22 protein-coding genes are annotated in these 22770 nt (G+C 58.4%); 8 read left to right on the top strand and 14 right to left on the bottom strand.

Annotated features, from left to right (window positions below; translation table 11 throughout):
• Positions 1-42: 42 nt before the first annotated feature.
• On the bottom strand, positions 43-2256 hold the full coding sequence (locus tag B30_RS00385) for a transglycosylase domain-containing protein (protein WP_009569978.1): 2214 nt from the start codon (positions 2254-2256) through the stop codon (positions 43-45).
• Between the two features lie 272 nt (positions 2257-2528).
• Here B30_RS00385 and B30_RS00380 point away from each other — a divergent pair, with 272 nt between their 5' ends.
• The 3 genes from B30_RS00380 to B30_RS00370 all read left to right on the top strand — a co-directional run bounded on the left by B30_RS00380 (position 2529) and on the right by B30_RS00370 (position 5149).
• Entirely contained in the window at positions 2529-2867 is a 339-nt protein-coding gene (locus tag B30_RS00380) for a P-II family nitrogen regulator (protein WP_009569977.1), read from the top strand.
• 35 nt (positions 2868-2902) lie between these two features.
• A complete protein-coding gene (gene amt / locus B30_RS00375; RefSeq protein WP_009569976.1) occupies positions 2903-4231 on the top strand; it encodes an ammonium transporter in 1329 nt (442 codons plus the stop codon).
• 210 nt (positions 4232-4441) lie between these two features.
• The gene (locus tag B30_RS00370) at positions 4442-5149 is read left to right on the top strand and encodes a hypothetical protein (RefSeq protein WP_157789768.1); all 708 of its coding nucleotides are present in this window, start codon (positions 4442-4444) and stop codon (positions 5147-5149) included.
• Between the two features lie 51 nt (positions 5150-5200).
• On the opposite strand, the gene B30_RS00365 is transcribed toward B30_RS00370, so the two are convergent.
• The 5 genes from B30_RS00365 to smpB all read right to left on the bottom strand — a co-directional run bounded on the left by B30_RS00365 (position 5201) and on the right by smpB (position 8944).
• Positions 5201-5581, bottom strand: a complete 381-nt coding sequence (locus B30_RS00365; RefSeq protein WP_009569974.1) for a rhodanese-like domain-containing protein — start codon at positions 5579-5581, stop codon at positions 5201-5203.
• 177 nt (positions 5582-5758) lie between these two features.
• Positions 5759-6943, bottom strand: coding sequence for an amino acid aminotransferase (locus B30_RS00360; RefSeq protein ID WP_009569973.1), 1185 nt, complete (start codon positions 6941-6943; stop codon positions 5759-5761).
• Positions 6943-7797, bottom strand: a complete 855-nt coding sequence (gene sseA / locus B30_RS00355) for a 3-mercaptopyruvate sulfurtransferase (RefSeq protein WP_009569972.1) — start codon at positions 7795-7797, stop codon at positions 6943-6945. Before sseA ends, B30_RS00360 begins: the two co-directional genes overlap by 1 nt.
• A 223-nt stretch (positions 7798-8020) precedes the next feature.
• Positions 8021-8311: a hypothetical protein gene (locus tag B30_RS00350; protein WP_009569971.1), complete on the bottom strand. Its 291-nt coding sequence runs from the start codon at positions 8309-8311 to the stop codon at positions 8021-8023.
• A 150-nt stretch (positions 8312-8461) separates the two neighbouring features.
• Positions 8462-8944, bottom strand: a complete 483-nt coding sequence (smpB, locus tag B30_RS00345) for an SsrA-binding protein SmpB (RefSeq protein ID WP_009569970.1) — start codon at positions 8942-8944, stop codon at positions 8462-8464.
• A 105-nt stretch (positions 8945-9049) separates the two neighbouring features.
• Here smpB and B30_RS00340 point away from each other — a divergent pair, with 105 nt between their 5' ends.
• Entirely contained in the window at positions 9050-9490 is a 441-nt protein-coding gene (locus B30_RS00340; RefSeq protein WP_009569969.1) for an ion channel, read from the top strand.
• Positions 9491-9541: 51 nt separating this feature from the next.
• Here B30_RS00340 and dapA read toward each other — a convergent pair whose 3' ends face one another.
• The gene (gene dapA, locus B30_RS00335) at positions 9542-10414 is read right to left on the bottom strand and encodes a 4-hydroxy-tetrahydrodipicolinate synthase (protein ID WP_009569968.1); all 873 of its coding nucleotides are present in this window, start codon (positions 10412-10414) and stop codon (positions 9542-9544) included.
• Between the two features lie 170 nt (positions 10415-10584).
• Between dapA and B30_RS00330 the strand changes: the two genes are divergently transcribed.
• Positions 10585-12525 carry a lytic transglycosylase domain-containing protein gene (locus B30_RS00330; protein ID WP_009569967.1) on the top strand — a complete coding sequence of 647 codons (1941 nt, stop codon included), beginning with the start codon at positions 10585-10587 and terminating at the stop codon, positions 12523-12525.
• A gap of 6 nt (positions 12526-12531) precedes the next feature.
• On the opposite strand, the gene B30_RS00325 is transcribed toward B30_RS00330, so the two are convergent.
• Positions 12532-13422, bottom strand: coding sequence for a DMT family transporter (locus B30_RS00325; protein ID WP_009569966.1), 891 nt, complete (start codon positions 13420-13422; stop codon positions 12532-12534).
• Complete coding sequence (mnmD, locus tag B30_RS00320) at positions 13419-14084, bottom strand: tRNA (5-methylaminomethyl-2-thiouridine)(34)-methyltransferase MnmD (protein ID WP_009569965.1); 666 nt, start codon at positions 14082-14084, stop codon at positions 13419-13421. The genes B30_RS00325 and mnmD overlap by 4 nt, the downstream gene beginning before the upstream one ends.
• A 76-nt stretch (positions 14085-14160) precedes the next feature.
• On the opposite strand from mnmD, the gene B30_RS00315 reads away from it, so the two are divergent.
• Entirely contained in the window at positions 14161-15201 is a 1041-nt protein-coding gene (locus B30_RS00315) for an NAD(P)/FAD-dependent oxidoreductase (protein WP_040401719.1), read from the top strand.
• Between the two features lie 55 nt (positions 15202-15256).
• Here the strand turns inward: B30_RS00315 and cobO are convergent, their stop codons facing one another.
• Genes cobO through B30_RS00300 form a run of 3 tightly spaced genes read right to left on the bottom strand, consistent with a single transcriptional unit; the run spans position 15257 to position 16959 of the window.
• On the bottom strand, positions 15257-15871 hold the full coding sequence (gene cobO, locus B30_RS00310) for a cob(I)yrinic acid a,c-diamide adenosyltransferase (protein ID WP_009569963.1): 615 nt from the start codon (positions 15869-15871) through the stop codon (positions 15257-15259).
• Between the two features lie 12 nt (positions 15872-15883).
• Complete coding sequence (locus tag B30_RS00305; RefSeq protein WP_009569962.1) at positions 15884-16600, bottom strand: LrgB family protein; 717 nt, start codon at positions 16598-16600, stop codon at positions 15884-15886.
• Positions 16597-16959, bottom strand: a complete 363-nt coding sequence (locus B30_RS00300) for a CidA/LrgA family protein (RefSeq protein WP_009569961.1) — start codon at positions 16957-16959, stop codon at positions 16597-16599. Before B30_RS00300 ends, B30_RS00305 begins: the two co-directional genes overlap by 4 nt.
• Positions 16960-17304: 345 nt before the next feature.
• Here B30_RS00300 and B30_RS00295 point away from each other — a divergent pair, with 345 nt between their 5' ends.
• Positions 17305-18153 (top strand): MOSC domain-containing protein, encoded by an 849-nt coding sequence (locus B30_RS00295; RefSeq protein WP_009569960.1) that lies wholly within the window; start codon positions 17305-17307, stop codon positions 18151-18153.
• A gap of 53 nt (positions 18154-18206) precedes the next feature.
• Positions 18207-18602: a hypothetical protein gene (locus B30_RS00290; RefSeq protein WP_009569959.1), complete on the top strand. Its 396-nt coding sequence runs from the start codon at positions 18207-18209 to the stop codon at positions 18600-18602.
• Here the strand turns inward: B30_RS00290 and B30_RS00285 are convergent.
• Together B30_RS00285 and cobN are read right to left on the bottom strand one after the other, a co-directional pair.
• On the bottom strand, positions 18580-19059 hold the full coding sequence (locus B30_RS00285) for a GNAT family N-acetyltransferase (RefSeq protein WP_009569958.1): 480 nt from the start codon (positions 19057-19059) through the stop codon (positions 18580-18582). The genes B30_RS00290 and B30_RS00285 overlap by 23 nt on opposite strands.
• Positions 19056-22733 (bottom strand): cobaltochelatase subunit CobN, encoded by a 3678-nt coding sequence (gene cobN / locus B30_RS00280; protein WP_009569957.1) that lies wholly within the window; start codon positions 22731-22733, stop codon positions 19056-19058. The genes B30_RS00285 and cobN overlap by 4 nt, the downstream gene beginning before the upstream one ends.
• Between the last annotated feature and the right edge of the window lie 37 nt (positions 22734-22770).

The following is a 22770-nucleotide window of genomic DNA, read 5'->3' as shown; positions in this document are numbered from 1 at the left end:
AAGCGCGCCCTGTTTGGCGCGCTTTGCTTATTTCGAAACGCTTTAGTTATTCCCGCCCCCAAAGATCGCCCCCAGCAGATCAAGCAACACATTGTCGGCCTTGTCGCCAGAGCGGCTGTTGGACGACGTCGTGTTGCCCGGAAACTGCGGATTGACCCTGGGCGGGGCGGCGGGGCGGATCATCGGCAGGGGTTTCGGTTCAAGCCCTTCCTGCACCTTTTCCATCGTCTTTTGCCAGATTTCGGCCGGAAGACCGCCGCCTGTGACCCCGGTCAAAGGCGCGTTGTCATCATAGCCCATCCAGACCCCCGCGACATAATCGGCAGTAAAGCCCATAAACCATGCATCGCGCGCCGCCTGTGTCGTGCCGGTTTTGCCCGCCACTTCGACACCCGGAATTTGTGCGCGTGCGCCAGTGCCGGATTGGACCGCGTTATACATCATGTAGATCAGCTCCTGTGCCGATTCGGGGGTGATCACCCGCTCGCCAAGACCGCCATCCTGTCCCATCAATGGCGTGTTGTCGCCTTTCAGGCGCAGGGATTTGAGGCCATAGGGCGACACAGACGAGCCGCCGTTGAGGATCCCGGCATAGGCCCCCGTCATTTCCAAAAGCGTGGTTTCCGACACGCCAAGCGCCAAGGCGGGGCCTTGCGCCAGATCGCTTTCGATGCCGAACATTTCGGCCACGGTGCGCACGTTTTCCAATCCCGCATCCATCGCGAGTTTCACCGCCGGGATGTTGTAGCTGTGGCGCAGCGCGTCGGTCAGCGTCACGGTGCCGTGGAATTTGCGGTCATAGTTCTGCGGCGACCAAGGCCCGGAACCGGGGATGTTGAGTGTGAGAGGCTCGTCGACGATTGGGCTGTCGTAGGACCATCCCATGTCCAGCGCCGTGGCATAGACGAAGGGTTTGAACGAGGAGCCGGGTTGGCGTTTGGCCTGTGTCGCGCGGTTAAACGCGCCCGAGACCTTGAGTTTGCGTCCGCCCACCATGGCGCGCACGGCTCCGTCTGCGGACATGACGACAATCGCGGCTTGGGCTTTGGAGCCTTCGCGCACCTTGTTTTCAAACACCCAAGTCAGCGCGTCTTCCGCCGCTGTTTGGATGCGTTGGTCGAGCGTGGTGTCGATCACCACGTCTTCTGTGGTGTCGCGGGTCAAAAAGTCCGGGCCCGCCCCCATCACCCAATCGGCAAAATATCCGCCCGCGCGTTTTTCGGCGGTGTCAGACAGCTCGGCAGGATGGGCCTTGGCATAGGCGCGTTCGTCATCGGTGATGTAGCCCTGTTGGTTCATCAGCAACAACACGATGCCCGCGCGATCCTGAGACCGTTCTAAATTGCTGGTGGGTGCATAGCGGGACGGTGCCGTCAAAAGCCCTGCCAGCATGGCGGATTCTGCAATGTTCACCTCGGCTGCGGATTTGCCAAAATACCGTTGTGCTGCGGCTTCGAACCCGTTGGCTCCCGCGCCCAAATAGGCACGGTTCATGTAGATAGAGAGGATGTCATCTTTGGAATAGCGCACTTCCATCGCAAGTGCATAGACAGCCTCTTTGATCTTGCGCGTTAAAGACCCCTGACGACAATCCGCTTCGTATTCGGTTTGGTTTTTCCATTTCGCCGGATCGAACGGCACGCCGAGGCAGAGCAGTTTGGCTGTCTGTTGCGTCAGCGTTGAGCCGCCGTGGCCGGACAAGGCGCTACGGTTTTCGGACAGGTTGATCTTGATCGCCGAGGCAATCCCGCGCGGGGAGACGCCGAAATGCTTGTAAAATCTGCGGTCCTCAGTGGCGATAATGGCGTTTTTGAGATGGGGCGACACCTTAATGGCGTTTTTGAGAGCGGGCGACACCGTGTCGGTGGTGATCTGGCCGCCGAATTGTTCGCCGCGCCAGGCAAAGACCGAGCCATTGCGGTCCAAAAGCGTGACCGAGCCGCGCGCGCGCCCGTCCAAGAGATCAGAAAATGGCGGCAGGGTTGTGTAGATGTAAAACACCGCGATCCCAAGCACGAGCGCGCCGATCAGCGCCACCCGCGATGTCACGATCCAAATCAGACGGAACACCCATCCAAACAGCCGCATGAACAAAGAGGAGGAGGGGGTTCGGGCCGGTCTGCGCGATCTTGCGGATTTAGACGCTTTGGCCTTTTGAGGCGCAGTCTTTTTTGCCTGTGCCTTTGGGGCCTGCTTTTTCGCAGGATAGCGGCGCTCCGCGACAAGTTTACTCTTGCCCCGTCTGGGTTCGGTCATGGGCTTTGCTCGATCATTGCCGTTTTTGATTAGGGATCAGCTTACAGAGAGCTTGCCGGAATGTTGAGGGGAAACGAGTCGCTGCGATGGCTTTATTTTCTGCCTAAAAAATGGTCTCGTCGCACAAAATGTATAATTTTTGTGCAGAGGTGCCCTGAAAACACGCAGTGCCAACGATGCCTTTCCTTGTGAAGGGCCTCCTAACGTCGTTTTGCTTCATGCGTGGCCCTCCCTGCAGAGGAGGCCACCCGCTCAAACGGAAGGGGAAAAACGTGAAACTCATTATTGCTGCAATCAAGCCGTTTAAGCTTGAAGAAGTCCGTGAAGCGCTGACGGGTATTGGCGTTCGGGGCATGATGGTGACCGAGATCAAAGGCTTCGGCTCGCAGTCTGGTCACACCGAAATCTATCGCGGCGCAGAATATGCCGTGAATTTTGTGCCGAAGGTGAAACTTGAGATCGTCGTGGGTGATGCCATGGCCGAGCAGGTTGTCGAAACCATCGCATCCACTGCCAAAACCGACAAGATCGGCGATGGCAAGATTTTTGTTCTCGACGTGGAAGGCGCAACACGCGTCCGTACCGGCGAAACCAACGACGACGCGATCTAAGTCGCGCTACCCGAGACGAAAGGGACTTGAAACACATGAAACTCACCAAACTCATTCCGGCCTCTGCGGTGGCGACTTTGCTTCCGCTTGTGGCTTTTGCGCAGGATGCCGAAGTGGCGGTACCTGGCTTTGACGAAATCGGCCCGTACATCATGACCACGCTGCTGTTCCTCATTGGCGGTTTCCTCGTCATGTGGATGGCTGCGGGTTTTGCGATGTTGGAGGCGGGCCTCGTGCGCTCCAAAAACGTGACCACGCAGTTGTTGAAAAACGTTGTGTTGTTTTCCATCGCGGCCGTCATGTACTGGCTCATCGGCTATTCGCTGATGTATCCGGGCGACGCCTGGATCATTCCGGGTTTCCTCGGTGCTGTTGGCAGCGCCACAATGGAGCCGGTTGGCTTGGCTGTGGCAGATGCCGATTTGGGCTATGCCTCTGTCGCATCTGACTTTTTCTTTCAGTTGATGTTCTGTGCGACCACCGCGTCCATCGTGTCCGGTACTTTGGCTGAGCGCATCAAAATCTGGCCGTTCTTTATCTTTGTTGTCGTTCTGACCGGTTTCTTCTACCCGATCGAAGCTTCCTGGCAGTGGGGCGGCGGGTTCCTCTCCGAAATGGGTTTCTCCGACTTCGCTGGGTCCACCTTGGTACACTCTGCTGGTGGCTGGGCTGCTTTGGCTGGCGCGTTGGTCCTTGGCCCGCGTATCGGCAAATACAAAGACGGCAAAGTCACTGCGTTCCCGGGGTCCAATCTGGCACTCGCCACCTTGGGGACGTTCATCCTGTGGCTCGGTTGGTTCGGCTTTAACGGTGGCTCGCAGCTTGCTGCTGGTACTGTTGGCGACATCACCGACGTTGGCCGTATCTTTGTGAACACCAACATGGCCGCTGCTGCGGGTTCCATCGCGGCACTGATCTTGACGCAAATCATCTACGGCAAAATCGACCTCACCATGGTGCTCAACGGTGCGCTGGCTGGCCTTGTGTCCATCACCGCTGAACCGCTTGCTCCGTCGCTTTTCATGTCCCTGATCATCGGTGGCATCGGCGGTATCATCGTGGTCTTCGCTGTGCCGTTCCTCGACAAGCTGAAAATCGATGACGTTGTTGGCGCCATCCCGGTTCACCTGCTCTGCGGTATCTGGGGCACCATCGCGGTTCCGTTGACCAACGCTGACACCTCCTTTGGCACTCAGCTTGTCGGTATCGTGTCCATCGGCGCCTTCACCTTCGTGGTCTCCCTGGTGCTCTGGCTCGTGCTCAAAGCTTTCGGCGGCATCCGCGTCTCCGAAGAAGCCGAGATCACTGGCCTCGACAAAGCTGAGCTTGGCATGGAAGCCTACCCCGAGTTCTACAAAGGCTAATCGCCTTTAACAGATCAAACAGATTGGCCCCGGCGCGAAAGTGCCGGGGCCTTTTCTTGTTTTGGTGCCCGCTTTGGTGCGTCTAAACCGAATCTAAACCAGTTTTCCCTATCCCTTGTCGGGCCTTCTCAAAGGAGGCCAGCCGATGAGGATGATATGTTTCGCAAGAATTGCGTTTGGCGTTTTGTGCCCCGTTTTGTGATGTCTGTGATGATGCTTGCGCCCTTTGGGGCGGGTGGCCATGCGGAGCCTCAATCTCTGTTTGCGGATCGCGCGCCTTTGATCGGAGTGACTCCACAGTCGCTGCTGCCCGTCTCTCTTGGCCAAGACCCCGCCTTCGGGCCAAGCCTCTTTGTCGGGCGTGTGTCCGGGAGCCTGTTTGATCCCGCCCCGCCACGCCTGCCCGCCACGCCGTCGATCTCTGTGCCCAACGATGAATCCGGATATCTTGCGGTGATCCGCAATGTGATTGGCCGCGCCGAATCGCGGCGGGATGGCTATGACGCGATCCAACATGCGGCCAAGGTCCTGCCGCGCAAACGCCCAACCCAGATGACTCTCGGCGAGATTTTCGCATGGATTGATGCCACGCCGGGTCAGCCCCATGCCATTGGTCGCTATCAATTTATTCCAAAAACACTGGCCCGCCTCGTCACCGAATTGGATTTGGGGCCGGAGGTGGTCTTTACCCCCGCCGTTCAGGATCGTTTGTCCGACATGTTGTTGAGGGAGGCGGGGCTTTATGAGGCGAGGCGGGGGCAAATCCCACGACGCGAATTTATGAACAATCTGGCCAAAATCTGGGCCGGGCTGCCGACCTCGACGGGAAAATCTCATTACCATGGCTATGCGGGCAATAAGGCGACAATGAGCTGGGCCGAATTTGACCGCGAAATGGCGCGCATTTTCGCCGGTTAAACACAAAAGGGCACCCCGCAGGATGCCCCATGCACTCGTTCAAAGGTGCAGTTACTTCGCCGCAACTCTCATTGGTGCGCCAGAGGCCATGTCGGTGCCCATATAGGCCTTGCCCGCAGCCTTCCAGCCGCCAAAGCCACCTTCCATATGTGCGATCGGCGTGATCCCCGCCTTGGCGCAGGCCGTAGCGACACGCGCCGAGCGCACGCCGGAGCCACAATGGAACACGATCCGTTTGCCGTCTTGGCTCGGGAGTTTGTCGGCGGCGAAAAACGACATCGGAAACAACAGCGCGCCTTCGATATGCTCAAACATATATTCTTGCGGTGTGCGCACGTCGATCAGGACGATGTCATTGGCGTCAAAGGCCTTTTGCACCTCCTCCACGGTCCAAGTTTCAAAAGCCACGCCGTCTACAGTTTCGGTTTTCATGCTGAGTCCTTTGGAAGGGAGAATTGAACAGTCTGGTATATAGATAGGTGTGATTATGATCTTTGAAAGTGTGTCCAGTGTGACAGTTCGCAATCGGCTCTGCGGGGCCGACCCACGAAAAAAAGAGCGCCCCCGCAGGCGCGCTCTTGGATGTCGTATCGCGATCAGGCCCGCGGATTATTTGCAGATCTTCGCCACAGCCGCCGCCAGAATCGGCACCGTTTCGGCGTTCAACCCGGCGATGTTCAAACGCGAATCCCCGACCATGTAGATGCCGTAGTCTTCGCGCAGTTTCAAAACCTCTTCGGGTGTCGCCCCGATGCGGGAGAACATGCCGCGGTGTTTGGCGATGAAGTCGAACCGATCCGAATTGGTCAGACGGCGCAGTTCATCGGCGAGTTGCGTGCGCAGCCCCAACATGCCCAAACGGACCTCTTCAAGTTCCGCCATCCAATCGGCTTTCAACGCCGCATCACCCAAGATCATCGTCACCAACCGCGCGCCGTGATCGGGCGGGAAGGAATAGTTTTGACGGTTGAGAAAGTTCAACGTGCCTTGGGTCACGGCGGTCTGTTCGGCCTTCTCGGAGATTGCCATGAGACAGCCGGTGCGCTCGCGGTAAATCCCGAAGTTTTTCGAACAGCTCGACGCGATCAGCATTTCCGGCAGTTTTGCGGCCAAAAGACGGGTCGCTGCGGCGTCTTCTTCAAGACCGTCGCCAAAGCCTTGGTAAGCAATATCGACCAGCGCCATCGCGCCTTTCTCAAGGATCAAGTCGGCCACCAGATCGAATTGTTCGAGCGTCAAATTGGCGCCGGTTGGGTTGTGACAGCAGCCATGCAACAACACCACGTCGCCGGATTTCACCTCTTTGAGGCTCTCCATCATCGCGTCGAAATCGACGGTGCAATTGGCCTCGTCGAAATAGGCGTAGGACTTGTTGGTCAGCCCCATGAATTTGATGATCGACACATGGTTCGGCCAGGTCGGGTTCGAGGTCCAGATGGTCACATCCGGGTTCACCAGTTTCGCCAATTCAAACGCTTGGCGGATCGCGCCGGTGCCGCCCGGCGTCGCAATCGCGCCGACGCGGGCGTGATCGACGCTGTCCGCCAAAACCAGCGTTTTCATCGCCGCACCAAAGGCCGGATCGCCAGACAGGGCGGTGTATTTTTTGGTGGTCTCGACGTCCCAAAGCTGCTTTTCGGCGGCTTTGATCGCCCGCATCACCGGGGTTTCGCCATCGGCGTTTTTATAAATGCCAACGCCAAGGTCGATTTTAGTGTCGCGCGGATCGTCGCGATACAGCGCCATCAGTTCGAGGATTTTATCCGCAGGTTGCGGTTTCAGAGTGCTCAGCATTACGCTTCTCCAGTTGCGACACGCAGGTCGCCGTACATGCCCCATTCTGCCCAAGAGCCGTCATAAAGCGAGAAAGTCGCCCCAAGACGGGTGAGCGCGAGGCCCAAAATGGCGGCGGTTATCCCCGACCCACAGGTGGTGATCGCCGGTTTAGCAAGATCGACCCCCGCGCCCATGAACACCGCACGAAGATCGTCCGTGGATTTCAACGTGCCCTGCGGGGTCAAAAGCTCCTGAAAGGGCACGTTGCGGGAATTCGGAATATGGCCGGAGCGCAGACCGGGCCGGGGCTCAGGGGCCTCGCCTTTGAACCGTGCGGCAGAGCGCGCATCAATGATCGTGTAATCGCCCAGCTTCGAGGAGGCCGCGACCTGTGTCACGTCGCGCAGCAGTTCGGGTCGAATCTCGGTGATCATATGGCGGTCGCGGATGGTCGGCGGCTCGGCCGTCACGGGATGGCCCTCGGCCTTCCATTTCGGCAACCCGCCATCAAGCACGGCCACATTGTCTTGGCCGAAATATTTGAACATCCACCACACGCGCGGCGCGGAAAACACGCCTGCGGTGTCATAAACCACAACCTGATGACCATCACCGATGCCAAGCTCGCGCATCCGGGACATGAATTTTTCAACGGGCGGTAGCATATGCGGCAGATCAGAGCGCAGGTCCGCGACCTCATCGACATCGACAAACCGGGCGCCGGGGATGTGCTCGGCCTCATATTCGGACCGGCAATCGCGATTATCGGCGGGCATGTACCAGCTTGCGTCAATAAGACGAAGTTCGGGCGCCTTAAGATGCTCGGCAAGCCACTCTGTGGAAACTAGGGTTTTTGGATCACTGTCGGGCATGGTGCGACCTTTTTGGGGTGACGTCTTCTGCCATACAGGCCCAGTTGGGACCATGCAAGCGATGTACCCGGCTGGTCCGCATGTGGACATAAAAAAAGGGGGCACAAGGCCCCCAAGGTCAGTTTGACCTGATACTCATAACTGCACGACACTTGAAACCAGAGACACTCGTACCGATAGAAAACCCGTAACACTGGATGACTCGTGCCAACGCGACCTCGTTTTAGGCCATCTTGTTTTTGATCAGCCCCACGATGGCCATCACGATGACGCCACCGACACCACCGCCTGCGGCTTGTTGCACCAGCGCGCCGATATCAAGGCCGGAAGCCCCTGCAACCACGTCCCCCATGCCACCTGCGCCAAGCATGGCAAGGAGTTGACCGCCAAGGCCACCGCCGACGATCCCAGCCAAGGAATTGCCCAAAGTGCCCAAGCTCAGGTTTTTAAGAGCAGCGCCCCCGACGTTGCCGCCAACGGCCCCTGCCACGAGCGACATAATGAGCTGTTCCATATTCAAAACGTCCTTTTGTCAGACCGGCACCGCGCAAATCTGTTCGTTGTGGACGATAATATGGCAGGCCGAGGCGGGGCCTTTCAGGGGAGATTTTTGGAGATTTTCCCGCCAGAACGCTACGTCAGCGCGCGCAGGCAGGTCGGTGGATCAATCGCCGTGACGCAGCAACCGCTGTTTTTGCCGACCCCAATCGCGCTCCGCTTCGGTGGCGCGTTTGTCGTGGTTCTTTTTGCCCTTGGCGATGCCGAGTTTGATTTTAACACGGCCCTTATGGTTGAAATACATCACCAAAGGGACAAGCGTCATGCCCTGCCGCCCTGTGGCCTGCCAAAGGCGTGCCAATTCGCGTTTCGAAACCAAAAGTTTGCGCTTGCGGCGTTCTTCATGCGGGAACATCGCCTGTTGATAGGGCGCGATGTAGGAATTGGTCAGCCAAAGCTCGCCATCATCGACCGAGGCGTAGCTTTCGGCGATGTTGGTTTGGCCGGTCCGCATGGATTTGACCTCGGAACCAGTCAATACAATGCCGCATTCTATGTCATTCTCGATGGCATAGTCATAGCGGGCCCGCCGATTTTCGGCGATGACCTTGTAGTTCTTTTCTTCGGGTGTTTGTTTTTTATTGGCCATGGTAGAGCGTCAGATAAGCACTCAGAGGCGATCTGTCCACTGGCCTGCGTGGCTCAATTCTGCCAAGTTCGCCGAAATTCGGTATGAATTCGGCTTGGAGCACAGATGTTTCTTCAGATTTTCGTAGGCACGGGCCTGATCGTCCTGTCGGTTTTTGTTGCCGCCTTGGGGTTCTTGCTGCTCGAACTGGTACTACAACGGGCGCATAATTGGCTGACCCGCGAACCGCATGGACCGAAATTGGCGCTGGTGCTGATGGCGGCGGTGGTCGCGGTGTTGTGGATGATCACGGCGGGCGTGTGGATTTGGGCGATTGCCTTTCGCATGATCGGCCTGTTTGCCCATTTCGAAGAGGCGCTGTATTTCTCGCTCGTGGCCTTCACCACGCTGGGCTTTGGCGATCTTTTGTTGCCGGAGGAATGGCGGCTTTTGTCCGGAATGGCGGCGACCAACGGGTTGTTGAACATCGGGATGATGACGGCGCTGTTGATGGAGGTGCTGCGCCATGTGCGGCGCAACCAATTGGAAAGCCGCCATCGAATTTGATGCAAAAAGGGGCCTCGAAAGGCCCCTTTTGTTGTGAGAATGTGAGGATGGTTAGAGCAAACCAGCGTGTTCCATCGCCTCTTTGATCAGGTCTTTTGTGTCCTCATAAAGCGGGGTCAGCGGCAAACGCACCTCGTCTGAGCACAGGCCCAAAAGTGACAGGGCATATTTTGCGCCGACCACGCCGGGTTCGGCAAAGATCGCGATATGCAATGGCATCAACGTGTCGGTGATCTCCAAAGCCGTGGCGTAATCGCCGGCCAAAGTGGCCGCCTGCATCTGGGCGCAAAGTTTCGGCGCAACGTTGGCGGTCACGGAAATACAGCCGACGCCGCCATGGGCGTTAAAGCCAAGCGCGGTGGCATCTTCGCCGGAGAGCTGAACAAAATCGGTGCCACAGGCCAGGCGGGTTTTTGGCACGCGTGACAGATCGCCGGTGGCATCCTTGACGCCGATGATACGCGGCAATTTTGCCAATTCGCCCATGGTCGCAGGCGTCATGTCGATCACCGAGCGGCCCGGAATATTGTAAATCACGATGGGCAGATCGGCGGCATCGTGCATGGCGGTGAAATGCGCGATCAGGCCTCTTTGCGTCGGTTTGTTATAATAGGGCGTGACCACGAGGGCGGCGTCGGCCCCCACTTTGGCGGCATGTTCGATAAAACCGATGCCCTCGACTGTGTTGTTCGACCCCGCGCCCGCAATCACCGGAATGCGGCCCGCAGCGGTTTCCACCACGATCTCGATCACGCGTTTGTGTTCGTCATGGCTCAGCGTCGGGGATTCGCCCGTGGTGCCCACTGGAACAAGCCCGTTTGACCCCTGTTCGATATGCCACTCAACGAGGGTCTTGAGCGTCTCGACATCCAGTTTGCCGTCTTTAAACGGCGTCACCAGTGCAGGAATGGATCCTTTGAACATCGAACGCTCCTTTTCGTCTTTGGATAAATTGGGCGTGAGTCGCCCGTGAATTGTCCGGCGGAAACTAGCCGTGTTCGCAGCCAATGCCAAGAATCAGTATTGCTGCGGATTGTGCGGTTGTTAAGCTATAGGCAAAAGCCCGAGCAGCCTCAAAAGACTTAGACCATATCATGCACCGTTTCCTCCCGGCAAAGGCTGTTTACGCCTTTGGAATATCTTTATTTTTTGCCCTCCCCTCCGATGCCTCACCGCAATCGGACGCGTTGGTGCGCGCCTATGAGGCGCAGTGGTCCGGCGATTGGAATCTGGCCAAAAGCGAGGCGCAGGGCGTTGGGGTAGACATCATTGAATGGAACCGGTTGCGCGCAGGGCGGGGGAGTTTCGCCGAGTATCAGAGCTTTTTAAAGCGCAACCCCGATTGGCCGGGTCTGCCGCTTTTGGCCGAAAAAGGCGAGGCGACGATCCCGGCAGATGCCGAGCCAAGTGCGGTTTTAGATTATCTTAATGCTTATCCGCCGCAAACAGGCGTGGGCGCGGTGCGGATGATTTCGGCCTATGAGGCCCGTGGCATGAATGCCGATGCACAGGCGCAAACGGTTCTGGTGTGGAACACATTGCCGATGGATGCCAAATCCGAAGAGGGGTTGGCGGCGCGCTATGCCTCAATTTTGGCACCGCACCATGTTGCACGCACCGAGATGTTGTTATGGGCCGAGCGGTTTGACGATGCCGCCCGGATGATCCCGCGTTTGCCGACCGGATGGGACAAATTGATCGCCGCCACACGCAAATTGATGCGTGATGAGGCGGGCGTGGATGCAGCGCTGGCCGAGGTGCCCGGTGCGCTGGCCGACCATCCGGTTTTGGCCCATGCGCGGTTTGAATGGCGCGTGCGGCGTGGTCGTAATGAGGATGCGATGACGCTTTTGCTACAACGTTCCACCGGGCGCGAAGGTTTGGGCAATCCCGAAGACTGGGGCAATCGTCGCCGCACTTTGGCGCGGCAAATGATGCGCGACGGCAAGGCGCAAATCGCCTATGCTGCCGCCTCCCGCCATGGGCTGAGCGCAGAGGAGGACCATTACGCCGATCTCGAATGGCTGTCGGGCTATATCGCTCTGCGCTATCTGGATGACCCGGCGCTGGCGCTCGATCATTTCAACCGTTTCCGGGTGTCTGTGAGCACGCCGATCTCTTTGGGGCGGGCGGGCTATTGGGAAGGCCGCGCCTTGGAGGCGATGGGGGCCGCAGATGATGCCGCCGCTGCCTATGCCTTTGGTGCGCAGTTTCAGACCGCGTTTTACGGCCTGTTGTCGGCGGAGAAAATTGGCCGAAGCCTTGATCCGGCCCTGACCGGGGAGCTGCGTTTTGCCGATTACAAACAGGCGGCGTTTATGGGCTCTTCGGTGCTCAAAGCCGCCGTGTTGTTGGATGAGGCCGGGGATGCGCCCTTGGCCGCGCGATTCCTGCGCCATTTGGGCGAAAGCCTTTCTCCGCAGGAATTGGGCCAGCTGGGCGACATGGCGCTGGATCTTGATCCTTACTTGGCGGTGTTGGTGGCGAAATTTGCCGCCGATCAGGGCATTGTGTTGAACCGGGCCTATTATCCGCTTCATGCCATGGCACAGGCAGATTTACCGGTGGAGCCGGAGCTGGCCATGGCAATTGCCCGGCGTGAAAGCGAATTTTATCCGAAAGCGCGCTCCGGTGTGGGCGCGCGTGGGCTGATGCAATTGATGCCGCGTACCGGGGCGGCTATGGCGGAGAAATTGGGCATTACGGGCTTTGAAGAAGCCCAGCTTGATGATCCGATCCTCAATGCGCGGCTTGGCTCGGCCTATCTGGCACAGCTCGAAGAGGAATTCGGCCATAACATTCCACTCATCGCGGTTGGATATAACGCCGGTCCGTCGCGCGCGCGCGATTGGATCACGCGGTTTGGTGATCCGCGTGGGGGCAAGGTCGATCCGGTGGATTGGATCGAACATCTCCCCTTTCGAGAGACGCAGAATTACGTGATGCGGGTGGCGGAAAGCCTGCCTGTTTACCGGGCGCGTTTGCATGGTGAGACCGGGCCAATCACCCTGTCCAAAGATTTGGCGTCAAGGTAAAGCGACTCAAGCGCGGTTGCGGCTCTTCATTTGACTGCGCAAAAAGGTGAATATCCCGGCGGCGACCACAAGGCTGGCCCCCACCGCGACATTGATCCGCACCGCGTCGCCAAACACCACCACTCCCAAAATGGACGCAAACGCCAGTTGGAAATAGGCCAGCGGTTGGATCGCTGAGGCCTCGGACAGCTCATAGGCGCGGATCAACAAATAATGCCCCGTGGTCGAGGTCGCGCAGAGCAATCCCATCCACGCCCAATCGGTCAAGGTCATCGCCTCCCAATGCCACATGCCGATCAAGGTCGTGACCACCGCCCCTGCGATCCCGGTGTAAAAGAAGGTCACCGACGAGGGGTCTTTGCGCGCGACATAGCGGTTGAGCAGGCCGTAGAGCGCAAACAAGACCGCAGAGGCAAGTGGGAAGATTGCAGCGGGGGACATGACGCCGCCGCCGGGATTGAGGATGATCAACACGCCGACAAAGCCGATCAGCACCAAAAGCCAACGCCGCCAACCGACCTTTTCGCCCAGGATCGGAGCAGACAGGGCGGTGATGATCAGCGGGTAAGAGGCAAACATTGCATGGCTTTCCACCAGGCCAAGTTTGACAAAGCCGATCACCATGATGATGACCTCAACGGCCAAGATCGCGCCGCGAAAGAATTGCAATTTGGGCTGGGCGCTGCGCATGGCCCGGCGCAAGCCGCCCTGCGCACGCATCGACCACAAGATCACAAAGCCCGCGAAGACCCAGTAGCGGATCATCAGGACCATATAGACATTGTATTCGCCAGCGAGGTGACGGGAAATACCGTCCTGCATGGCGAAAATGAACATGGTGAGCACCATGAGCAAGACGCCAAGGCGGGGGTTGGTCTCTGATTTGGTGATGCTCATGATTTTACCCCGATGCTCATATGACGTTTGCGGCCATGGCCGGGAACACGCGATACGGTGAACCCGGCATCGGTGAGTTTTTGCCGCACATGCCCGGCCGCCGTATAGGTCGCGAATGTGCCGTTTGGCGCGGTGTGACGACCGACGTCGGTCATGATGTCTTCGCCCCAAAGTTCGGGGTTTTTCGCGGGTGAAAACCCGTCCAAAAACCACGCGTCGGCCCATCCGTCCCATGCGCGCAGCGTGTCGCGGGCATCGCCGATTTTGACGTCTACCTCGATCTGGCCCAACCGAAACTGCCGCGCGCCTGTGCCCCATGCCATCAGGAACGGATCGGCGATGGCGCGGGCTTCGGGAAAGGCATTGAGTGCCGTGGCAATGTCGGCGCTGTCCATCGGAAAGGCCTCAAAGGAGGTAAACCGCACCACGCCCGGCCCGTTCCAAATCAGCGCTAAGGCGAGCATATTCAATCCGGTGCCAAAGCCCAACTCCGCCACATGAAACCCATCGCACAGTCGTGCTGGCAAGTCATTGCCCGCCAGGAACACATGCCGCGTTTCCTCAAGCCCGGAAGCGAGCGAGAAATACGGATCGTCAAAGCGGGTCGAGACGGGAATGGTTCCGTCGCGCCATTCGATTTGGGCTGTCTGGTGGTCAGTCATGGGATGGCTTATGAAAGGATTGATTACGCGCGACCATGAAGATCGGCGCGCGCGAGTACAATGGATAATTGCGCACATGGGCACAGCAGAGATCACCATTTACGGGGCCGGGGCCTTTGGCCTGTCCTGCGCCTATGAAGCGGCGAAGCGTGGTGCAAAGGTGCGGGTGATTGATCCCAACGGCGTTGGGTTTGGCTCCTCCGGTGGTGTTGTCGGCGCGTTGGCCCCGCATACGCCGGAGCGCTGGAATGCGAAAAAAGAGTTTCAATTTCAAAGCCTGATCATGGCGCGGACCCATTGGACGGAGGTCGAAGACATTGGCGGTGTCTCGTCGGGGTATGGTTCGATGGGGCGGGTTCAGGCCATCGCGGATGCACGTCAATTGAGCCTCGCCCATGAGCGCGCGGAACAGGCAAAAACGCTGTGGCAAGGCAAGGCCCTGTGGCAGGTCATCAGCCAAGGCGAGACCGGATATTGGGCCCCGATCAGCCCCACTGGCTATCTGATCCACGACACCCTCTCCGCGCGGCTGAACCCGTGGCGCGCTTGCGCGGCGCTGGCGGCGGCGATCACGGCGCTGGGCGGAGAGGTTGTGCGCGAGGGTACGGTTGAGGGCGCTGTAGTCCATGCCAGCGGCTGGTGGGGGCTGAAGGATTTGAACGCGGCCTTTGGGCGTGAGGTTGGCAATGGGGTCAAAGGACAGGCGATCCTGCTGGATTTGGCTCTGAACGATGCGCCGCAGCTTTATGGGGAAAGCCTGCATGTGATCCCGCACGCAGACGGCACGACGGCGATTGGATCGACCTCGGAGCGGATTTTTGACAGTTCTGACCAGACCGATGAACAGGCAGATGCATTGTTAGAGCGGGCGCGAGCGTTGATCCCGGCCCTGCGCGAGGGGCGTGAACTCCGACGGTGGGCCGGGGTGCGGCCCCGTGCCAAATCGCGCGCGCCGATGTTGGGGGCCTGGCCCGATCGCCCCGGCCATTTCATCGCCAATGGCGGCTTTAAAATCGGCTTTGGCATGGCGCCAATGGCGGCCAAAGTGCTGATGGATCTTGTGCTGGAGGGGCGCGATACGATCCCAGATGAGTTTAAGGTCGAAGCCTCACTTTGACGCCACGGCCCTCTGGTCGTGCATCAGATGCCGAGAAACGTGAGGGCCATCGAGTTTAATATTCCACGCCAATTTGGGCTTTGATGCCAGAGCGGAACGGGTGTTTCACCAGCTCCATTTCAGTCACCAGATCGGCTATTTCGATGAGTTCGTCTTTGGCATTTCGTCCTGTCAGAACGACATGGGTGAGCGGCGGTTTTTCGGTGCTCAGAAATGCCACCACATCGTTGACGTCGATATAATCATAGCGCAGCGCGATGTTGATCTCATCCAAAAGCACCATTTTATTCTCGGGATTGCGGATCAATTCTTTGGCCTTTTCCCAAGCGGCCTGCGCCATTTCGATGTCGCGCTCTTTGTTTTGGGTTTCCCAGGTAAAGCCCTCGCCCATCGTATAAAACTCGCACAGATCGGCGAATTTGGCGGTGATCAGATCGCGTTCGCCGCAGTCCATCCCCCCTTTGATGAACTGTACCACGGCGGATTTCATGTCATGGGCGATACAGCGGAAAATCATCCCGAAGGCGGCTGAGGATTTGCCTTTGCCCTTGCCCGTATGGATGATGATCAGGCCCTTTTGATCGGTCTTGGTGGCCATGATTTTATCGCGCGCGGCCTTTTTCTTGGCCATTTTGCTGGCGTGGCGTTCACTGTCGGATTGGTCAACCATAGGGACCTCCATTTACATAAAGAGTTGGACAAAAAGCGGCGCAAGAAGCGCTGTGAGAATGGCGTTTAGGACCATGCCGATCCCGGCAAACGCCCCTGCGGTGCCGTGGACCTGAAAGGCCCGCGCGGTGCCGATGCCATGGGCGGCTACCCCTGTGGCAAACCCGCGCGCGCGGTAGTCGCGTACGCCGATGGTGTTGAGCAAAGGTGTTGTCACCACCGCGCCGATCACCCCAGTGATCAGCACCAAGGCGACGGTGAGGGTTGGCAAGCCGCCGATGGCCTCGGCCACGCCAATGGCGACCGGGGAGGTGGCGGATTTGGGCACCAGCGACAAAAGCACATCGCCGCGTAGCCCACAGGCGGCGCCGATTGCCACAGCCGACCCCATGGCGACAAAGGCTCCCACGAGAAGGGCTGCGATCATCGGCACGGCAGCGTTTTTGACCTTTTGCCAATTGGACCACAGCGGCACGGCAAGGGCGACGGTGGCCGGGCCGAGCATGAAATGGACGAATTGCGCGCCTTCAAAATAGATCGCATACGAGGTGCCGGTGACCTTCAACAGCACGGTTAACAGGATCATCGCGATCAACACCGGGTTCACAAAGGGTTTGCGCCCGGCAAGGCGAAAACAGCCATCACCCACCAAATAGGCCATAAGCGTCAGCGTGAGCCAAAGCAATTGCCCCTCGGCCAGATAGCTCCAAATGTCGAGAATGTCGGTCATAGCGGCGTCTCATCGGCGACACCCAGCAGGCGGTTGACGTATTTGAATGTCAGAGCACCCGCAGCAATGGCCAGAACAGTCGAGCCGACAAGAGCCACGGCCAAAGGCAGGCCGATTTCAGACACTTGATCAAGATATTGCACGATGCCGACGCCCGCAGGCACATAAAGCAAGGACAGATGCGATAAAAATCCGGTCGCGGTTTTCTCAATGGCTGTGCCGATTTTGGGGCGCGTCAAAAGCAGAACCGCCAAAAGGATCATGCCAATCACTGGGCCGGGTAAGCGCAATGCAAAAATCCGTGCGATTGTTTCTCCGACAAGCTGAAAGCCCAAAAACAGTCCGAAATGTAGGATCATGTCGCGCCCTTTGTTTTGCTTTCGCGTCAAAGGGCATCATCGCAGCGCGGGCTAAGGGCTGCAAGCGGGGATGGCCGGATGCAAGACGCCGGACGCAAGAAAAAGGCCGCTCCCTAAGAACGTGTACTTTAGGAGGGCGGAGAATACGAATTGCGCAGGTTTTGGTCGCGGAGCGTTTTGTGCGCAGCCAAATTGGCGTAGGGTTAAGGGGAGCGATTTACAGTTGAGTCGGGGGCGCATGGCGCAGCCAAATAGCATGCGCGCGCCTGTCTTTTGAGCCAACTGCTCTTTCGTGGACGAATCACTTATGAGTGGGCCAATCTTGAACCGGCGACCGAGGAGCCAATGAAACTTGCACGCATCACAACCTACCCTGTCAAAAGCGTCAGCGGCACAGATATGGCCGCGGCTGAGGTGCGTGGTTTGGGGGTTGAAGGCGACCGGCGCTGGGCTGTGGTTTATGCCAATGGCGTGGTTGCGACCCGCCGGGAGTTGCCACGGTTGGCGCATTTGAGCGCGGTGACCACGCCACATGGAATTTCGATCTCCTTTGAAAGTGACCGTTTTGATATTCCGATTCCGTCCGGCGCGCCCTGTAAGGTCAAAGTGTTTTCGACCGGGATTGATGGGGTTGAGGATGCTGGCAACTACGCTTCGCATTTCCTCTCCTCCGCGCTCGAACGCGAAGTGAGGCTGGTCTATTTTCCTGACACGGCACAGCGTGTCGTGGATCGCGCCTATGCGCCGGGTGATCATTTCACGGCACTGTCTGACGGGTTTCCCGTGCTTTTGACCACGCAAGCCTCGCTGGCCGAACTCAATGCGGAGCTTGAAACCCCCGTCGAAATGCGCCGTTTTCGCCCAAATGTTGTTGTCGGTGGCGATATTGAACCGTGGTCCGAAGACACATGGAAAGTGATCCGCATCGGGTCGACGATTTTCCGTGTGGTCAAGCCCTGTGAGCGGTGTGTCATGGTCACGCAGGACCCAAGCACCGGCGAGCAGACCCATCGCAACGAACCGTTGGCAACGCTGCGCCGTATTCACCGGGCAGTGACCGGAAAAATTATCTTTGGTCAAAATCTTGTGGTCGAAGAGCCGGGCAGCATTGTGCTTGGGGATGAGGTTGAAGTGCTGGAATCTGGCCCCTCGAACCTTTTGGACCCCAAACGAGGCGACACGCAGTCGTTTTAGCTCTCTATGCTGTGTGATTGCGTTTGATAGGGACGTTTAACGCTCTGTTAACCATGTCCGGCCAATCTGGGCGGATGAAACACGTCCTCACCCTTCTGCCGTTTTTGATCTTCCCCGCATGTGTCGCCGACAGCCCAGCCTTGGGCTACTCCCGCGCAGGGTTTTCCTCCGTCGAACTGGGCGGAAATACCTACCGCGTCTACACCGAAGAGACCCGAAATTGTGTCGAGGTACATCGGGTGAACATGGTGTTCCCGCCGCCTTCACGCCTGCAAATTCTGTTGGAAATGGAAGAAGCTGCGGTTCTGGTGACGGGCTGTGCCCTCAAAAAGGGAACGTTTGTGGGGGATCAGGCCATGTCCAAGGGGCAGTTGGAGTGTAGCACAGGGACTGCGGCCAAAGAGTGGGTCGCGGGGACCTGTAACATCAAACCTTGGCGGTGGCGCTGAGGCGTTTTTGGAACGTGATCGAGGTGGGTCGATCATATCCGACATGTGCCGTACGCCCACACTCCTCAAAGCCCAAGGCGCGGAAGGTGGCGTGGTTTTCGACCAATTCCACCCGCGTCTGAAGCTCCAAAACCGCAAACCCCAAGTCCAAAGCCCGCACTTCGGCATGATGCATGAGATCACGGGCAAGCCCCTGTCCACGCTGAGACTTTGCCACCGCAAGCTTGCCGATATACAGCCGCCCGGGCTTTGGCGTCAGGATCACACAGGCAACGGGCGGCGAGCCCATGGCCCAGATTTCATGCATCTCGGCCTCTTGCGCAATCGAGCCCAACGTGAGGCGATGCATCGAGGACGGGGGATCAACCCGCCCATCCATATCGGCAAATTCCGTTTGGATCAGCCGCAAAACCTCCGGAAGTCGGGGATCATGTGCCAAAATCCGTTCCGGGATCATGCGAGTCCCTCCAACAGTGCGCGGGCTGAATTGGATCGAGGCTGCCAAAGCCCACGTTCTATGGCCTCCAAAAGCCGCTCTGCGATCTCTTTGAGCGCAGGCGCGTTGTGATCCGCAATAAATGTGCGGGTCACGTTATCCTCAATGAAGGCGCCGTATACGTGATCGAAATGGTGGTCCTTGACCGCATGGGTCGTGGCCGAAAAGGCAAAGAGGTAATCGACCGTGGCGGCGATTTCAAAGGCGCCCTTGTAGCCATGGCGTTTGACCCCGTCGATCCATTTCGGATTGACCACGCGCGAGCGGATCACCCGGCCGATTTCTTCGTCCAATGTGCGGATCACCGGGCGTTCGGGGCGGGAATGGTCGTTGTGATAGATCGGTCGATCTTGCCCCTGTAATGTCGCGACCGCTGCCGCTGCACCACCCTCAAATTGGTAGTAATCGTCACTGTCCAACAGGTCGTGCTCGCGGTTGTCTTGGTTTTGCACGATGGCTTCGACTTCGGACAGGCGTGCGGCAAATCCGGCGCGATCCTTCACGCCCTCTTGTCCCGCGCCATAGGTATAGCCGCCCCATTCCAAATAGGCATCGGCCAGATCGGATCGGTTGTCCCAAATCCTCTCGTCGATCATTGCCTGAAGTCCTGCGCCGTAAGCACCGGGTTTTGATCCAAACACCCGCGCCGTGCTTGCGCCCCTGCGCGCCCGCGCTGCGGCGGGATTGTCCGCATCAGATTCGTCCAAGGCCTGAACCGCGCGCGCAGCACTATCGACCAGCGCGATCAGTTGCGGAAAGGCATCGCGGAAAAAGCCGGAAACCCTGAGCGTCACATCCACGCGCGGACGGCCCAAAACCGAAGCCGGTAGGATTTCAAACCCGGTGACGCGGCGCGACATCGCATCCCATGTCGGCTTGACCCCCATCAGCGCCAAAGCCTGCGCAATGTCGTCTCCGCCCGTGCGCATATTGGCGGTGCCCCAAGCAGTGACCAACATCGCGCGCGGCCAGTCGCCTTGGTCCTGCAAATGCCGTTCAATCAAAAGATTGGCCGATTTCCACCCGAGTTGCCATGCGGTCTGTGTTGGCACGGCGCGGGCATCGACAGAGAAAAAGTTGCGCCCGGTGGGCAGAACATCCAACCGCCCGCGTGTGGGGGCACCTGAGGGGCCGGGGGGAATAAACCGACCGTCAAGACCGGTTAAAAGCGCGGACATCTCGGCGGGGCCACAGGCCGTCACCGTGGGCAAAACGGTATCGCGCAGATGCGCCAACACCAAAGCTGAGGCAGGGCCGGGGGCGTCAGCTTGCTCATCTAAAAGGGTTGCACACAACAGCTCCAATCGCTCAACGGTGTCGCCATGACTGCGCCAATTTGAATTGCTGACTTTAGTCAGGCAATTGGGTTTCGGCCCCTCCCATGGTGCGGCCATGTCACAGTCGAGCGGATCAAAGTTAAGGCCCAAATCCAGAGCCAAAGCCCGCACAAAGGAGGCATCAGCCCCCGTGCCGTTGCCCCGAGGCACACGCACCAAAGCCAGACCCAAATCCCGCGCCAAACGGCCTTCGGGAGCGGTGCCAAAGATGTGCAACCCATCGCGGATTTGCGCTTCTTTCAGTTCACACAGGTAGGCATCAAGTTTCGCCAGATCGCCGTCCTCATCGCGTCCGGTCATGCCGACGTCGTGGTCCAGTCCGGTTACGGAGGAGAGGCTCAAAATTTCTTTTCGTAGGCTGGCGATGCGGCGCGGATCGACGCCCGCGGCTTCGAAATACTCGTCCACCAGAGCCTCAAGATCACGCAGTGGGCCGTAGGTTTCGGCACGGGTCAAAGGCGGGGTGAGGTGATCCAAGATCACCGCTTGGGCGCGGCGTTTGGCCTGTGTGCCCTCGCCCGGATCGTTGACGATAAACGGATAAAGATGCGGCATCGGTCCCATGATGACCTCGGGATAACAGGTCTCCGAGAGCGCAAGCGCCTTGCCGGGCAGCCATTCGAGATTGCCATGTTTGCCCATATGGACCAACGCGTCGGCGCCAAATTCAAAACGGAGCCAAAAGTAGAAGGCCAGATAATTGTGTGGCGGCACAAGGTCAGGGGCGTGATAGGTCTCGGTCGGGTCAATGTTATACCCGCGCGCGGGCTGGATTCCGACGACCGCGTTGCCATAACGTAGCACAGAAAGCGCAAAGCCATCTTGCCCCACAAACGGATCGTCTTCGGGGGGACCCCAACGCGCTTCAATCTCTTGCCGGGCCTCGTAAGGGATAGAATTATATGCGCTTTTATACGCATCGAGTGACAAGCGCACACCGCCCTCACGTATGGAGCGATCTGTCAGCCAATTGGTTGGACCTGACAAAATCGCCTGCATCAAGGCATCGCTGTCATCCGGTACGCCCTCGACTGAGTAGCCCTGACTGGAGAGCGCTTTGAGGGTGTTCACCGTGGCGGCGGGTGTGTCGAGGCCAACACCATTGGCCAAACGCCCATCCTTATTTGGATAGTTGGCGAGGATCAGCGCCAGTTTGCGGTCTGCCTTGTCGGCGCGGCGCAGATGGGCCCAGCGGGCGGCCAGTTCCGCAACAAAAGCAATGCGCGATCCGTCCGCATGATAGGTGGCGATGGTGCATTCGGTGGCGGCGTCAAAATAGGCCTCCCCTTTGAATGAGATGGCGCGCGACAGAATGCGACCATCAATTTCGGGCAGGGCGACGTTCATCGCAATGTCGCGGGCCGACAAACCGGTTGTGCCCTCGTCCCATGCCTCATGCGATGAGCCCGCAAGCACGACTTGGAACACCGGGGCCTGATTGGCAAAGGGGGCGGCGAGGGGATTGTCCGGGCCGCCGCCCTCGGGAGTGCCGACGGCAAACGCGGTGCAATTGAGAATGACATCCGGTGGCGCATCTAAAAACAGCGCTTCTAATGTGGCGGCAGAAATTGGATCTTTCAGTGAGGCGACAAAGATCGGCATCGGGTTCAACCCCTGGCGCAACAGCGACTTCACCAAGCGGTTTATCGGCGCAAGCCCCGCTCCCTGTACCAGAGCACGATAAAAGATCAGCGGTACCACGGGCGCACCCTCTTGCCACTGCGATTTTATCTGATCTAGGTCAGCTATCCCATTGCCAGGCCAATAGAGTCCTGCCCGCAACAGCGGTCTGGCGGGGCCGGGCCTGTCGCCACCGTCGACCAAGGCACGCGCGTAGGTCAAGAACGCCACCGCATTTTCCGCGCCACCTTCGGTCAGATAGGCCCAAAGTTGGTGGTAATCCTCTGTCGGGATCGTCGACAAGGCGGCCAATTCCGCATCCGGTTTGTCATCACCGGGCAGGGCGACGAAAGGCACGCCCGCCTCATAGAGCCGCGCGGCATATTGCTCCAAGCCGTATTTCCAATAACCCGATCCGCCGAGCACCCGTGCAATCACCAGTTTGGATTTGGTGGCGCAGTCATCCAGATGCATGTCGACCGACATCGGGTGACGCAGATGTAACATCGAAGCCAAGCGCATCGCGGGGGGCGCAGCCATTGTACTGCGTGCCTCTGAGAGCAGGGCAAGCTCGGTATCTGCGGCGGAAATCACCACCAGATCGGCGGGGGTTTGCCCCAGATCGACCGCGTCTTTGCCATCATCAATGGAGCCGGGGGTGGCCGCGAGCAGGTGCATCGCTTTCTCTTTCCTTGTCTTACCGCGCGTCTTGCGT

Source organism: Celeribacter baekdonensis B30, assembly GCF_000299875.1.
In the GTDB taxonomy this organism is placed as follows: Bacteria; Pseudomonadota; Alphaproteobacteria; order Rhodobacterales; family Rhodobacteraceae; genus Celeribacter; species Celeribacter baekdonensis_A.
The sequence above is the reverse complement of the archived record's forward strand: the minus strand, read 5'-3'. Positions and strand labels throughout refer to the sequence as shown.